The organism is Bradyrhizobium sp. LTSP849, assembly GCF_000938255.1.
Classification (GTDB): domain Bacteria; phylum Pseudomonadota; class Alphaproteobacteria; order Rhizobiales; family Xanthobacteraceae; genus Bradyrhizobium.
Map to the genome: position 1 here is coordinate 203,069 of NZ_JYMR01000051.1, position 14,727 is coordinate 217,795.

General features: G+C 64.0%; 14 protein-coding genes. 7 read left to right on the top strand and 7 right to left on the bottom strand.

Features of this window, described 5'->3' with window-relative positions; translation table 11 throughout:
- Positions 1-211 precede the first annotated feature (211 nt).
- From UB31_RS29555 to UB31_RS29580, 6 genes are read right to left on the bottom strand one after another with little or no spacing between them, the layout of a single operon-like run.
- A complete protein-coding gene (locus UB31_RS29555; protein WP_045013418.1) occupies positions 212-1,096 on the bottom strand; it encodes a serine O-acetyltransferase in 885 nt (294 codons plus the stop codon).
- Positions 1,097-1,135: 39 nt separating this feature from the next.
- Positions 1,136-1,708 carry a flavin reductase family protein gene (locus UB31_RS29560; protein WP_045008598.1) on the bottom strand — a complete coding sequence of 191 codons (573 nt, stop codon included), beginning with the start codon at positions 1,706-1,708 and terminating at the stop codon, positions 1,136-1,138.
- A gap of 47 nt (positions 1,709-1,755) precedes the next feature.
- The gene (locus UB31_RS29565; RefSeq protein ID WP_045013419.1) at positions 1,756-2,988 is read right to left on the bottom strand and encodes an acyl-CoA dehydrogenase family protein; all 1,233 of its coding nucleotides are present in this window, start codon (positions 2,986-2,988) and stop codon (positions 1,756-1,758) included.
- Between the two features lie 23 nt (positions 2,989-3,011).
- Positions 3,012-4,016, bottom strand: coding sequence for an NrtA/SsuA/CpmA family ABC transporter substrate-binding protein (locus UB31_RS29570; RefSeq protein WP_045008596.1), 1,005 nt, complete (start codon positions 4,014-4,016; stop codon positions 3,012-3,014).
- An 18-nt stretch (positions 4,017-4,034) separates the two neighbouring features.
- Positions 4,035-4,763, bottom strand: a complete 729-nt coding sequence (locus UB31_RS29575) for an ABC transporter ATP-binding protein (RefSeq protein WP_045008595.1) — start codon at positions 4,761-4,763, stop codon at positions 4,035-4,037.
- Positions 4,760-5,575, bottom strand: coding sequence for an ABC transporter permease subunit (locus UB31_RS29580; RefSeq protein WP_045008857.1), 816 nt, complete (start codon positions 5,573-5,575; stop codon positions 4,760-4,762). Before UB31_RS29580 ends, UB31_RS29575 begins: the two co-directional genes overlap by 4 nt.
- Positions 5,576-5,855: 280 nt before the next feature.
- Here UB31_RS29580 and UB31_RS29585 point away from each other — a divergent pair, with 280 nt between their 5' ends.
- Positions 5,856-6,947 (top strand): LLM class flavin-dependent oxidoreductase, encoded by a 1,092-nt coding sequence (locus tag UB31_RS29585; protein WP_045013420.1) that lies wholly within the window; start codon positions 5,856-5,858, stop codon positions 6,945-6,947.
- 13 nt (positions 6,948-6,960) lie between these two features.
- Here UB31_RS29585 and UB31_RS29590 read toward each other — a convergent pair whose 3' ends face one another.
- Positions 6,961-8,301: an LLM class flavin-dependent oxidoreductase gene (locus tag UB31_RS29590; RefSeq protein ID WP_045008593.1), complete on the bottom strand. Its 1,341-nt coding sequence runs from the start codon at positions 8,299-8,301 to the stop codon at positions 6,961-6,963.
- A 626-nt stretch (positions 8,302-8,927) separates the two neighbouring features.
- On the opposite strand from UB31_RS29590, the gene UB31_RS29595 reads away from it, so the two are divergent.
- From UB31_RS29595 to UB31_RS29620, 6 genes are all read left to right on the top strand, one after another.
- Positions 8,928-10,253: an O-acetylhomoserine aminocarboxypropyltransferase/cysteine synthase family protein gene (locus UB31_RS29595; RefSeq protein ID WP_045008592.1), complete on the top strand. Its 1,326-nt coding sequence runs from the start codon at positions 8,928-8,930 to the stop codon at positions 10,251-10,253.
- A gap of 4 nt (positions 10,254-10,257) precedes the next feature.
- A complete protein-coding gene (locus UB31_RS29600) occupies positions 10,258-11,859 on the top strand; it encodes an FAD-dependent oxidoreductase (RefSeq protein WP_045013421.1) in 1,602 nt (533 codons plus the stop codon).
- Positions 11,856-12,239 carry a 4Fe-4S dicluster domain-containing protein gene (locus tag UB31_RS29605; RefSeq protein WP_045008590.1) on the top strand — a complete coding sequence of 128 codons (384 nt, stop codon included), beginning with the start codon at positions 11,856-11,858 and terminating at the stop codon, positions 12,237-12,239. Before UB31_RS29600 ends, UB31_RS29605 begins: the two co-directional genes overlap by 4 nt.
- Before the next feature lie 141 nt (positions 12,240-12,380).
- Positions 12,381-13,373, top strand: coding sequence for an NAD(P)-dependent oxidoreductase (locus UB31_RS29610; RefSeq protein WP_045008589.1), 993 nt, complete (start codon positions 12,381-12,383; stop codon positions 13,371-13,373).
- Positions 13,374-13,389: 16 nt separating this feature from the next.
- A complete protein-coding gene (locus UB31_RS29615; protein ID WP_045008588.1) occupies positions 13,390-14,172 on the top strand; it encodes a class II aldolase/adducin family protein in 783 nt (260 codons plus the stop codon).
- Positions 14,173-14,305: 133 nt separating this feature from the next.
- Positions 14,306-14,707 carry a VOC family protein gene (locus UB31_RS29620; protein ID WP_045008587.1) on the top strand — a complete coding sequence of 134 codons (402 nt, stop codon included), beginning with the start codon at positions 14,306-14,308 and terminating at the stop codon, positions 14,705-14,707.
- Positions 14,708-14,727 lie beyond the last annotated feature (20 nt).

Here is a 14,727-nt window from a genome sequence, read left to right on the forward strand (position 1 = left end):
CGATTGGACCGAACTCTATGGCGTCAGCGAGAGCAATGTCGATGAAATGGATTTGCGTTGTTGAATGCGAAGCGAGCATGAATCTAGCGGCAATGCCGCGAGACGGAGATGATGCCGCGTTAGGGTGTTGAGAGCTGGCGGGCGTCTAGGCCGATCGTGTTCCGGCCGTGGCCTGTGTCACCACGCTGTTGGCCGGCACATCCCTGGTCACCTAGACATTGCCGCCGATCGTTGAGCCGCGGCCAATGACGATGCGGCCAAGGATCGTCGCGCCGGCATAGATCACGACGTCGTCTTCGACGATCGGATGCCGCGCGTCGCCCTTGATCAGATGGCCCTCGTCGTCGGTTGGAAAGTGACGGGCGCCCAGCGTGACCGCCTGATAGATGCGCACATTGTCGCCGATGATGGCGGTCTCCCCGATGACGACACCGGTGCCGTGGTCGATGAAGAAGCCGGAGCCGATGCTGGCGCCGGGATGAATGTCGATCCCGGTCCGGGTGTGCGCGATCTCCGCCACCAACCGCGCAATCAGCCGCGCGCCGAGCTGATGGAGGATGTGGGCCAGGCGGTGGTGGATGATCGCGGTCATCCCGGGATAGCCGATCAGGATCTCCGGAAAGTTTCTCGCCGCGGGATCGCCGACGAAGGCGGCGCGGAGATCGCTGATGATCAGCCCGCGCACGTCGGGTAGCTGGGAAGCGAATTTGCGCGTCAGCTCGACCGTGTCGTCGCGCCGGAATCCGGGCGTGAGCTCGTCGCCGATGAAGAGCGCAGCACGGTGAATCTGGTCGCAAAGTCCGTCGAGCGCGATGCTGAGACGGTTGCCGACGAAGTAGTCGATATTCTCGCCGTCGAGATCGAACTGGCCATAGTGACGCGGGAACAGCGCTTCGGTCAGGCCGTCCAGGATCGCCTGAAGCGCCTCGCGCGAGGGGGCGCGGCGGGCCTCGCCATCCCGGCGGATGCTGTGGGTCTCCTCCCGGGAGACGCGGAGCGCGGCGACGACCCGTTCGAGCTGCCACCGCCGCTGCGTCGGGCTATCGGGGGCGCGCGCCTCGTCGTCGGATGGTTCGTGGGGGATTTCGTGCTTCATACCGCCTCAGTCCCATCGGGGTGGTGTCGGATGATAATGTCACCTGACATGGGCCAGGGGAATACTGATCTCGGCAAGCAGATCGAGGTCGACATCGTGATTGATCTCGATGTATTGCCCGTTCCAGTAGACCAGTCCGGACAGCTGGGATGACAGCTCGAAGCTCAAGAGACTTCCAACGATGATCCCGTGCGAGTAGCGCTCGATGATCTCTTCGACCCGGCATTCGACGGTCGCCAGCGAGTTGCCAAGCAGCGGCACGCCCGACGTCCCCGCAGACCACGGAACGCCTTCGAAACGTTGCGGGCCCTTGAGACGACCGTTGCTGAACCGGCTCGCCAGCTCCTGCTGGTCGGAGCCCAGGATGTTGACGCCGAATACGCCGAAGCGCTCGATCAGCGCGAAGGATGACGCCTGCCGGTTGACGCTGACCAGCACGCGCGGCGGACTCGCGCTCAGCGATGTCAGGGACGTGACGGTCATGCCGTTGATGTCCTCGTCATGCCCGGCCGTGATGATACTGACGCCGCCAGCGAGGCGGCGCATCACCGCGCGGAACTGATGTTCGATCTCGTTGCCGTCGGTGACGAGATGGATGTCCGACCTTCCCATGTCAGTCTCTCCTTGCGTCGGACCGTCGCATGCCGGCATCGGCTTCCCTAGAAGAAGCCCTTCGCCGGCAACGGCGTGCCGTTGATCTCGTGTTCACCGATCGAACGCGCCTTGTAGGTCGTCGGATTGTGCGACGACAGCGTCCGTGCGTTGCGCCAGTGTCGATCGAAGTTGGTGACCTTCTTGGTGGCCGACGCGCCGCCGACATCGAACAGCAGGCTGCCGCCGCGGATGGCGAAATCGTCCGCGATGATTTTTGCCTTGGCCGAGAGCAGGGCCGCCGCGTGAGCTGCCTCTGCCGCGTTGGAGGCACCGGTGTCGAAGGCGTCGGTCGCGACGTCCAGCGCTTCGGCCGCCGCGAGCACGACCGTCTCGGCCGCAAAAGCGCCGCTGGCGATCTGGCCGACCGTCTGCTGGAGAAGCGGGTCTTCGGTCGGGATTTCAGTCGGCGCGTAATAGAACGTGCGCTTGCGCGAGCGCACCAGCGTTGTCGCATCTCGCAGCGTCGCGCGCGCAATGCCCGCAACGACCGCCGTCAGGAACAGCTGGGCGAACGTATTGGAGTAGGGCACGCCGTAGCCGGTATCAGGCGCATCGAACACCACTTCCTCGCGCTTGACGCTGACGTTGCGGAAATGGGTCGTGCCGGTGGCCGTAAGACGCTGCCCGAGCCCGTCCCAGTCGTCGACCAGCTCGATCCCGTCGCGCTTGATCGGCACGATCGTGGTGCCGGTCGCGCCGGACGGATCGGCAGCGCGGACCAGGACATAATCCGAGTACAATGTCCCGGTGCTGTAATATTTGGTGCCGTTCAGCAAATAATCGTCGTTCCCATCGGGTGTGAACGTCGTACCCGGCGTCACATTGCCGACGAGGGGGCTTTCGAGCTCGGTCGTTGCAAGCCCGATGATGGCTCCCTCGGCGACCGCCTTCTGCCATTGCCGGCTCTGTTCATCCTTGGGAGTGCGTACCAGCCGCTCGACCACGCTGAAATGGTTGCGCAGGATATGCGCCACATTGGCGTCGGCCTCGCCGAGCCGGATGACGAATGCGATGAGATCACGGATCGTGCTGCCGGCGCCGCCGGCGCCTACCGGGAGCCGCAGCGCGCCGAGACGGGCGTGGCGAATGAGATCGATCACGTCGAACGGCAGCACGCGGTCGCGCTCGCGATCGCTTGCGCCTTCGGCGATGTGGTTGAGCAAGGCCTCCAGTTCCGATGAGCCGGTCTTGAGCGGTTCGGACGGCGTCAGAGAGGGCGTGGATACGGTCTTGTTCATTGCCTCGGCCTGTTGGAACGGACTTAGAGCTGGGCGAGGTGATCGGTCACCTTGACCGGTTCGGGCAGAACCTTGCGGGCGACGAGCCAGTCGGCGGCCTTTTGCAGCTCGCCTATGAATTGCTCGTCGTTGACCGCGAAGTAGCGATACTGCCGCTTCATTGCGATGAACCGGTCGCGAACCTCGTCGCTGTATTTCCCGGCTTTCTGCGCGATGTACTCGGCGTCCTTGCTGTTCTCCGAGACCCACTTGCCTTCGGCGCGGAACGCGTCGGTCACCGCGCGGACCAGTGCAGGGTTGTCGGTCGCGAATTTGCGGGTGGTCAGGTAGGACGTGTAGTCGATCTGGAATTCGAGGTCGCGGCCTTCCAGGAAGATGTCGTGCGCCTTGTATTCGAGTCGGGCGATGTCGACGCCGGGGCTCCACATCGACCAGGCGTCGACCTTGCCGGCGGCAAGTGCCGGCGCGGCATCCGGCGGATTGAGATAGACGAATTTCACCGCGGAGCGGTCGACCTTGTGCTTCTCGAGTGCTGCAACCAGCAGGAATTCGCCGAGGCCCGAGCGATTGACCGCGACCGACTTGCCGACGAGATCCTCGATCCTGTCGATGCCGGAGCCGTCCTTGGCGATGATTGCCGTGGTGCGGGGCTCGTAGACCACGAACTGCGTGAACACCAGCGGTGAACCGGCAATGATGGCGGCCAGCGCAGGCGTGGTGCTGCCACCGAAGCTGAAGTCGGCGCTGCCGCCGGTGACAGCCTGCAAGGTCGGCGCGTGGTTCGGGAAGGGCCCAAGCCATTCGACCTTGATCCCGTCCCTGGCGAGCTGCTTCTCGAACTCGCCGCGCTCCCTGGCGATCAGGTTGAGGCCGCCCAGACCCCAGGTCAGGCGGACCGTGTCCGTGGTGCGGCCGGGCGCGGCCTGCGCGAGCTCAGAGATGTTCATGCCGGCGAGCGCGCCAATGCCGAAGGCTGCGGAGCCGAGGAAGCTGCGCCGGGAGGGTTTGGCGATGGAGGAATCGGACATGTTGGCCTTCCGGAGAACCTAGTTGGGAGAATGAGAGATCACGCCAAGCTCGCCGAGCAGCTCCGCGCGCGAGATGGATGCCGAACCGTCGCGCGCCGCGCGATGCTCAAAGGCGATTGCGCCATCACGCATCACCAGGATGCGGTCGGCGAGGGCGATCGCCTCGTCGACGTCGTGGGTGACCAGCAGGACGCCTGGCTGATGATTGGTGACCAGTTCGCGGACGAGCTCATGCATGCGAATTCGGGTCAGCGCATCGAGTGCGGCAAACGGCTCGTCGAGCAGCAGGAGCTCGGGCTGCTGCACCAGCGCCCGAGCGAGCGCCACGCGCTGCGCCTGTCCGCCGGAGAGGTTGCGCGGCCAGTCGTCGAGCCTGTCACCGAGGCCGACCTCGGTGAGCGCTTCGGCGGCGCGTTCGCGCGCGTCTTGGGCCTGCAAGCCGAGCGCGACGTTGCGCCAGAGGTTGTCCCAGGGCAGCAGCCGATGTTCCTGAAACACCACTGCCGGCCGGCGGGGCGCCACGATGCGTCCGCCCTGGACGGGATCGAGGCCGGCAAGGGCCCGCAACAGCGTGGTCTTGCCGCAACCGCTCTCGCCCAGCAGGGCGACGAACTCGCCGCGCTCGATGCGCAGGTTCAGCTTCTCGATGACGACGCGGCTGCCGTAGCGGCGGACGAGATTGCTGACAATGACGGCCGGTCCTGACTCGGAAGGCGCTGCGTAACGCGGAGCGACATGAACGTTCATCGCGCCGCTCCGTAATTCGGATGCCAGGCGAGCAGGCGCCTTTCGAGCAATCGGGCGATGGCGTCGGCCGCGATGCCGATCAGCGCATAGATCACGATGGTCAGGATGATCACGTCGGTGCGCAGAAATTCGCGTGCGTCCATCGCGAGAAAGCCGATACCCGACTGCGCGCCGATGGTTTCGGCCACGACCAGTGCAAGCCATGCCGTGGCCAGAGCATAGCGAACCCCGGTCAGGATCGACGGCAACGCGCCGGGAAGGATGATGCGGCTGATCAGTTGGATCGAGCTCAGGCCCTGGACCCGGCCGAGCTCGAGCAGCTTGGGGTCGACCTGCCGGATGCCAAGCACGGTGTTGATGTAGATCGGAAACGTGACGCCAAGCGCCACAAGGAAGATCTTCTCCGCTTCACCGACGCCGAGCCAGACAATGACCAAAGGCAGCGAGGCGAGGAAGGGGATGGCCCTGATCATCTGCACGCTGCGATCGATCGTAGCCTCCGCAATCCGCGAGAAGCCGACCAGAATTCCGAATGCGGCGCCGACCGCCGCACCCAGCGCGAAGCCCGCCGCGGCGCGCAGCAAGCTCACACCGAGATCGTTCAGCAAGGTTCCGGTGGTCACCAGCTTGAACGCGGTGCGGATGACCTTGCTGGGTGCGGGCAGCACCTGCGGCGAGAGCCATCCCGCTTGCGCAAGCGCTTCCCAGACGATGACCAGCAACACGGGTGCAAGCCAGGACAGAAGCAGAAGGCCGCGAGCGCCAAGCCTGCTTGCCGATGCGAGCGATGTGTCGCTGCTTTGCGACGGCAGGCCGCCATCCGCACCGATCACCGTGCGTTCGATTTGGCTCAGTTCGATATTGCTCAAGATTTGAGACCTCGTTCAGCGCAAAATGTCCCACGAAATCACGCCGGCAGAAATAGAGCGCTATTTCAATTGTCGTCCGCTCCGGAGTGATCTGCTGTCGTCACGGCGCAGGTCTGCGACAAAGAACATCTTTTGATGGCGGATATGCTTGATCTCGCGCCGGCCATTGGCGAGAACGAGTAACGATTGCTAACATGAGCCGGGAAAGTCACGGGAGAGTACGATGGCGAGCTCACCTCTTCGCTTCGGGATCTGGGCGCTGGTGCATGGCCCGCGGGCCGCGCATCAGGATCCGGAAGAGCCTTATGATGCGTCCTGGGAACGCAATCGGGATCTCGTGCTCGCGGCTGAAGAGCTCGGTTATGATTCAACGTTGATCGCGCAACACACCATCAATCCGCATCAGGAAGACCTCGATCAACTCGAGGCCTGGAGTGCGGCGGCGGCGATTGCGGCGCTGACGAAGCGCATCGAGATCATCGCTGCGATCAAGCCGTATCTCTATCACCCCGTTGTGCTGGCAAAGCTCGCGCTCGGGATCGAGAACATCAGCCGTGGCCGGTTTGCGCTCAATCTCGTCAATGCCTGGAACCGCCCGGAACTGGAGAAGGCGGGGATCGGTTTTCCGGAGCACGATGCCCGTTATGCTTACGGCAGGGAGTGGATATCTGTCGTCACCCGCCTGATGGAGGGTGAGCGTCTCAACTTCAGCGGGGAGCATTTCAACGTCACCGATTACGCGCTGCGCCCGACCAGCCTGTACCGCAAGCGCCCGGCCATCTATGTCGGCGGTGAATCCGAGCCGGCGCGCGATCTGGTTGCCGGCCACGGCGACGTCTGGTTCATCAACGGTCAGCCTCTGGAAGATGTGGCCGGCCTGATCGCCGATGTCGCGGCGCGTCCGCGCGGTGCAACGCCGCCATTGCGTTTCGGCCTTTCTGCCTTTGTCGTCGCCCGCGAAACCCGGGAGCAGGCGCAGGCCGCCCACGCGCGGCTGCTTAGCCTGGCCGCAAAGGACGCGCCGATGAAGGCGATCCAGAAGCAGAATACCGACCCCAAGGTCGTGATGATGCAGACCATGCAGAAGACGCCGCGCGTCGGCAGCAATGGCGGCACCGCAGCGGGACTGGTCGGGAGCTATGACGAGGTTGCGGCGCGCATCGAGGCGTTCCATGCAGCCGGTATCGAACTCTTCATGCTGCAATTCCAGCCGTTCGAGGCCGAGATGCGTCGGTTTGCACACGAGGTGATCCCGCGCGTGCGGGCGAGGCAGTCGGCGGGACTTGCCGAGGGGCTGGTCCAGTCGCGGGGATAGATCGTGGAAGCGGCTAGGCCGATGCCACCTCCGGCGTCTGCTTCGCGAAGCGGCTCTCCGGTCGCGGCAGGCCAAAATGATCGCGGAGCGTCGATCCCGTGTATTCGGTCCGGAACAGCCCGCGCTTCTGAAGGATCGGCACGACGGTATCGACAAAGGTCTCCAGCCCGGACGGCAGCACATCCGGCATCAGGTTGAAGCCGTCCGCGGCGCCGGCCTTGAACCAGGCCTCGATATCATCGGCGATCTGCTCCGGCGTGCCGACGATGATGCGATGCCCGACGCCGCCGCCGAGCGCGCGGATAAGCTGCCGTACCGTCAGATTGCCGCGCCGGGCGAGATTCACGGTGCCCTGGAACATGGTGTGATTGGCGTTGACCGGCAACGGCAACGGATCGGGCAGGGGCTTGTCGAGCTCGAGCAGTGCAGGGTCGATCTGGAGCGTGCCGGCAAGCCGCGCCAGGCTGTATTCGATCGGTACCAATTCCCAGAGTTCGTCCTGCCGCCGCCTGGCCTCCGCTTCGGTGCTGCCGATGACGGTGGCAAGTCCCGGCAGGATGACGATGGAATCTCCGGAACGGCCGTAGGTGGCGGCCCGTGCGCGCAGATCGCGGGCATAGCTGACGCCTTCCTCAATGCTCTGTGCCAACGTGAACACGGCTTCGGCGTAGGCGGCCGCGAAATCGCGGCCGTCGTTCGACCCGCCCGCTTGCACGGTGACCGGGCGTCCCTGCGGCGATCGTGGGACGTTCAAGGGACCCGCCACCGAATAATGCGGGCCGCGATGGGCGATCGGGTGCACTTTCGAGGTATCAACGAAGCGAGCGCTGGCCTTGTCGCCGACGAAAGCGTCGTCCTCCCAGCTATCGAACAGCGCGTGGATGACTTCGGTGAATTCCTTGGCGCGTTTGTAGCGCGCTTTGTGCTCGGTCACGGACGAGAGGCCGAAATTCCGGCCCGAAGCAGCGTCGGCCGTCGTGACCGCGTTCCATCCCGAGCGTCCGCCGCTGGCATGGTCGAGCGTCACGAAGCGGCGGGCGATGTTGTAGGGCTCGTTATAAGTTGTGGACACCGTTCCAATCAGCCCAACATGTCTGGTCGCGGCCGCGACAGTCGCCAGCACGATCGTCGGTTCCAGCGACGTGAACGACCGATAGTCGATGCGGTCGTTCACGGCCGGCGAGTCCGCCAGAAAGATCGCATCGAATTTACCGCGCTCTGCAATCTGCGCCACACGCACGTAATGGCCGAGATCGAAGAAGGCGCGCGGATCGCTGTCCGGCAGCCGCCATGCCGACGGATAGACGCCGGAGTGAAGCAGGTTGACGTTCAGGTGCAATTGGCGTGGCAGCATAGCACGTTCCGTCGGTGGCTTTGCGATAGACGCAGATATCGTGCCGCGACCGTCGAATGAAGCGCAAAACTGTCGTATGCGCGAATTCGCAACGTTCGCTGTGCGGTGGTCGCTCTCGGTAGGGAAAGGCTGCGCTGGAGTGTGGCTGGGCGAGAATATCATTCGCGAGCCTGATTTCCACGATCCGATCTTGCCGCTGTTTTGCCCGACGAGTCAAAGGGCCTGAGCTTGATGAAATCAGGCTTGCTTGGTGGTTTGCCCTCGCCACGGAGAGCTGCGTCGCATTCTGCGCCCGCGTGTCGATTCAACCAAGCCTGACCTGGGCTTAAGCCGCCCCACCCCCGGCAACCGGCCGGTGGCGGTTCTACTGTGCATGGGGTTGTTTTTCAGATTTTTGTTTTTGAGCAAGCGCCCTTTGCCCACTCTGGGACTCTTTTGTGCGAGTGAGTTTGTTTCCAATTCGGCGAACGATCAGGAACAAACGAATTCCGAAACCGCGATCAGGCAGCACGCGCATCGCTATTTTCCCTACCCGCTCGACAGCGCAGAAATCCAAACGCATCCTTCGATCGACAGGCGAGGCGGACCGAGCGCCGCGCGAGCCCTTGAGAGCGAAGGAGTTGCAGATGGCTTTGGAGACCCGGAACTTCGAGACGCTGGCATTGCACGGCGGATCGTATCGCGCCGATCCGGCCACCGGCGCCGTGGCGGTTCCGATCTACCAGACCACGTCGTTCCAGTTCGAGAACACCGATCACGCCTCGCGCCTGTTCGCGCTCGAGCAGCTCGGCCCGATCTACACCCGCATCGGCAACCCGACGCAGGACGCGTTTGAAACGCGGCTTGCTGCGTTGGAGGGCGGAGCGGCTGCGCTTGCCGTAGCGTCGGGGCAGACCGCCACCGCATTTTCGATTCTCAACATCGCGCAGGCTGGCGACAATGTCGTCTCCTCGACCGATCTTTACGGCGGGACCTGGACGTTGCTTTCGCAAACGTTGAAACAGTTCGGCATCGAGGTCCGGTTCGTCGATCCAGCGGATCCCGAGAACTTCCGCCGCGCAACGGACGCCGGGACGCGGGCCTATTTCGGCGAGACGCTTCCCAATCCCAAGCTCAACGTCTTTCCGATCAAGGAGGTCGCCGACATCGGCCGATCGCTCGGCGTTCCCCTCATTCTCGACAATACGGCGTCGCCCCTGATTGCACGTCCATTCGAGCACGGCGCTGCGGTGGTGGTCTACTCCACGACCAAGTATATCGGCGGCCACGGCACTGCGATCGGCGGCGCCATCGTTGATGGCGGCAATTTCGACTGGGCGGCGCACGCCGATCGCTTTCCGCTTCTGAACAAGCCCGACGACGCCTACCACGGCGCGATCTGGACCGAGGCCGCGAAGCCGCTCGGCCCGATCGCCTACATCCTGCGGGCGCGCGTCAGGCTGCTGCGCGATCTCGGTGCATCGATCGCGCCGCAAAACGCGTTCCAGTTCATCCAGGGGCTCGAAACCTTGCCGCTGCGCATCCGTCAGCACAACGAGAATGGCATCAAGGTCGCGAACTTCCTTGCCAGGCACGTCTTGATCTCGAACGTGATCTTTCCCGGCCTGCAAAGCGGCGAGAACCGGCGCAGGGCGGACGCCTATCTGAAAGGCGGCTATGGCGGCCTCGTCGGCTTCGAGCTGAAAGGCGGCGTCGAGGTCGGCCGGCGCTTCATCGATGCGCTAAAACTGTTCTATCACGTCGCCAATATTGGTGACGCGCGGTCGCTGGCCATTCATCCGGCGTCGACGACGCATCAACAACTCACCGCGGCCGAGCAACTCGCCGCCGGTGTCACGCCTGGCTATGTGCGCCTGTCGGTCGGGATCGAGCACCCCGACGATATCCTGGCGGATCTCAGCCAGGCGCTGACAGCCGCCGACGCCGGCGCCGGTGCGCGCAAAGCAGCGTGAGAGCATGGCGTCATCGCCACCCGAAGAGTTGTCGATAAATGCCGACGTGCTGATCGTCGGCGGCGGGATGGCGGGCGCCTGGGCGGCGACATCCGCTGCACAGGCCGGGGCGAAAGTCGTTCTGGCCGACAAGGGCTATTGCGGCACCAGTGGCGTTACGGCCGCGGCTGGGCCGGGTCATTGGTGGGTCCCGCCCGATCCTCCGGCGGCGCGCGATGCGGCCGTGGCCAATCGTGTTGCGAGCGGCCTTGGTCTTGGCGAAGCGGAGTGGATGTATCGCATCCTCGACCAGACCTGGCGCACGTTGCCGACGCTGGCCCGCTACTACAAATTCGGGGTCGATGACGAGGGACGGGTGAATTACCGCGCTGTGCGGGGGCCCGAATACATGCGCGCCTTGCGCCAGCAGGTGCTGAGCCACGGCGTCACCATCCTCGATCATTCGCCGGTCCTCGAACTTTTGGCGCGATCCGATGGCTCGATTGGCGGTGTCCGTGGCCAGCGCCGGCAGGATGGCGGGCGGGCGTACCAGATCGAGGCGGGAGCGGTGGTGCTCGCAGCCGGCGGGACCAGCTTCCTGTCCCATCTTCTGGGATCGTGGACCAACACGGGGGATGGCTATCTCATGGCGGCCGAGGCAGGTGCAGAGATGTCCGGCATGGAGTTCACTGCGGCCTACACCATTGCGCCGGCGCATTCGACGATGACGCGAACCATGGCCTATGCGTTTGCGACCTATTACGACGCCGACGGGCACGAGCTCGATCTTCCGTTCGGCCCCGACCAGACTATCCGTCTTGCGCGCGCGCTCCAGCGCGGCCCGGTCTACTGCTCGCTGCATCGTCTGCCTGATAACATCAAGGCGCGGCTGCATACGATCTCGCCGAACGTGCCGCTGGTGTTCGATCGCTGGGGCATCGATCCATACCGCGACCGGTTCGAGATCACTTTGCACAATGACGGCACCATTCGGGGCATCGGAGGAGTGCGGGTGCACGATGTGGATGGCACGACATCGGTTCCAGGCCTGTTCGTGGCCGGTGACAATGCTTCACGCGAGAAGGTTGCGGGCGCGATCTCCGGCGGCGGCAATGTCAATTCGGCCTGGGCGCTTTCATCGGGTGTGTTCGCCGGACGGGCCGCCGCGCGCGTGGCACGCGGCGTGAAGACGGGCACGAGCCGTTTTCGGCTACTTGGTCTCGGGCGCGAGCCGCGCAGGCGCGTGCAGACCGTCGATCTCACTGCGATTCGAGCCAGCGTGCGTGCCGAAATGCATCCGTTCGACAAGAATCTGTTTCGCACCGGAAAGGGACTTGCAGCATCCGCGCGTGCGCTTGAAGGCTTGTGGACCGAATTGGCGGATCACGACCACACGGGCACGATCGCTTCGCGCGAGACCGCGGCGCTGCTGGCAACCGCGCGCTGGTCGGTCGCCACGGCGGCAACACGCAACGAGAGCAGGGGCCTGCACCGCCGCGAGGATTTTCCTTCACTGGATCCCCGATCTGCAAACCGATTGCTGAGCGGCGGCTTGGATCAGGTCTGGGTGGCCGCCGATGGTCCGTCCGCGACGACCGGAACGGGTCAACTCGAGGCGGCATCATGATCGAACTCATCCTCGCGGACCGCTGTACGGATTGCGGGACATGCATCGAAGTCTGTCCGGCCAACGTGATCGATCCCGGGCAAGCCGGCCTGCCGGTTCTCGCGCGCGTTGAAGACTGCCAGACCTGTTTCTTGTGCGAGCTCTATTGCCAGGCGGATGCGATCTATGTCGCGCCGGATTGCGATCGCCGCGTCGATGTGAATGTGGAGGAGGTGGTGGCCTCCGGTCGTCTCGGCCAATACCGGAAGCATTCCGGCTGGGACGAATGGGCCGATCGCTTTCCGAACGAGCAGTGGCTGATGGAAACCGTATTTCGTCGCGCTGGTGAGGCTGCGGCGCAGCCGAAAGGGGCGCCGCTTGACGTCATCGAGAGGAAATAGCCTCAGTCGGCTACACAGAGACGAATTCGTTTGCCTTGCCGAGGCGTGTTGTCCTCCTGTTACAAGACACCCACCATTTTTGAAATGACTATCTTGCGTCGAGCGCCTAGCATGTCCTGATCGTTACCATCGTGAGCTGACATGAACACTCCCCGCGTCGAAAGTAGATCCGCATCCACCAGCGTGCGATCACCGATCATCGTCAATCAGCTCGGCGCGGACATTCGAGCCGCGCTGGCCGATCACTGGTCGCGCCCGCTGATCATCGATCACCCTGCCGATCTCGCACCATGGGAGGTTGCGCCGGAGGCGGACGTGTTGCTGACGCGGCCACTGGCGGGCTGGCACAAGGCGCCTGCGGACAAGCCAGCGGGCTGGCCGTTCGGCCTGCGCTGGATCCAGACCGCATCGACAGGAGTCGATTTCTTTCCGGCGTGGCTGCTCGACGGTCCCGTCGTCACGGTCGGCCGCGGCATCTCGGCCGATCCAATCGCGGAATATGTCCTTGCGGCGATCCTCGGCTTCGAAAAGCGTATCCACGACATCCGGCCACGCAGCCGCGCCGAATGGAAGATCACCCCGCTGGGCTCGCTCAGCGGCAAGACGGTCGGAATCGCGGGCTTCGGCGCCATCGGCCGCGCCGTCGTCGAGCGCGTCAAGCCGTTCGGCGTCAACATCAGGGTTTTGCGACGCTCGGCCTGGCCATATGGTGTTCCGGGCATAGAGCCCGTCGAAAGCATCGAGCAACTGGTCGAGGTCTCCGATCATCTCGTCCTTGCCCTGCCGGCGACGACCAAGACGAATCGTCTGATCAACGCTGACGTATTGGCGCGGGCCAAAACATCTCTGCACCTGATCAATGTCGCGCGTGGGCGGATCGTCGATCAGGGCGCGCTGTTGCAAGCGCTCGACGAGGGGCGGATCGCCGGCGCGACGCTCGATGTCACCGACCCCGAGCCGCCACCAGAGGGCGATCCGATCTATACCCACCCCAAGGTCGTCCTGACCCCTCACGTGTCGTGGACGGGTGGAGAGGACACCAAACGACTGGCCGACAAGACGCTGGTCAACCTCGATGCCTATGCGCATGGCGTCCCGCTGGCCGATGTCTTCGACAGGAATCTCGAATACTAGAGAAGGAGCCGCAACCATGAACAAGGTCGTCGACAAGCCGAAGAAATATTCCCTGGTCGAGCGCACGCCGGCGGCGTCGTTCGAGGAAGAGCGGCTGCACCGCAAGCAGCGGCTTGCCGCCACGTTCCGCCTGTTCTCGCGCTACGGTTTCGATCAGGGGCTCGCGGGCCATGTCACCGTGCGCGATCCGGAGTTTCCCGAGCGGTTCTGGATCAACCCGCTGTCGAAGCATTTCAGCCAGATCAAGGTGTCCGATCTTCAGCTCGTTGATCACGACGGTAACATCCTGATCGGCGACAAGCCGATCAACCAGGCCGGCTTCGTGATTCATTCGGCGATCCATGCAGCGCATCCGGAGGTGATCGCGGCGGCCCACACCCATTCGACCTACGGCAAGGCCTGGTCGGCGCTCGGCCGTCTACTCGATCCGCTGACGCAGGATTCTTGCGCCTTCTACGAGGATCACGTGCTGTTCGATCCCTTCTCCGGCGTCGTGCTGGAGGCGGAAGAGGGCCGCAAGATTGCGCAAGCGTTGGGATCGAAGAAGGCCGCCATCTTGCAGAACCACGGCCTGCTCACGGTCGGACCAACCATCGAGGCTGCGGCGTGGTGGTACATCGCGATGGACAATGCCGCGCGCGCCCAGTTGCTTGCCGAGGCCGCCGGCACGCCAAAGACGATCCCGCACGAGATCGCCAGCCTGACCTCGCGGCAGGTCGGCACCCACAAGGGCGGCTATTTCAGCTTCCAGCCGCTCTGGGACTGGATCACCGAGGCGGAACCCGACCTGTTCAACTAGGACCACGGCTTCCAGGCCGGGCAGTTGCCCGGTTCGCCGGAATTGCGTCAGGCCGCGACATCGTGAGATATCACGGTGCGCGGCTTGTCTCGTTCACGCAGGCCGATCCTGCAACGGTGAGGAGCAGTGCGACATGACCATTGGTCTGCCAAGCGAAGTCGAAGTCATTACGTTGTTCGTCGATGACATTGCTTCGGCGAAAGCCTTCTACGCGAAAGTGTTCGCGTCCGAGACGGTCTGGGAAGATGCGGTCTCATCCGTGCTGAGATTTGGTGGGCTCCTGATCAATCTGCTCGACGTGTCTCGGGCGCCTCCGCTTGTCGAGCCGCTGCGTGTCGCGCAGTCCTCCGCAGGGGCGCGCGCACTCCTGACGATCAGGGTCGTCGACGTCGATCAGGTCTGCTCAGCGCTGCGGGCGATCGGCGTCGATCTGCTTAATGGCCCGATCGATCGCCCCTGGGGACGGCGAACTGCGTCCTTTGCCGACCCTTCAGGTCATGTCTGGGAGATCGCTCAGGTGATTGCGCCGAAATAGCGGCCCGTTGCCGGCCCGTT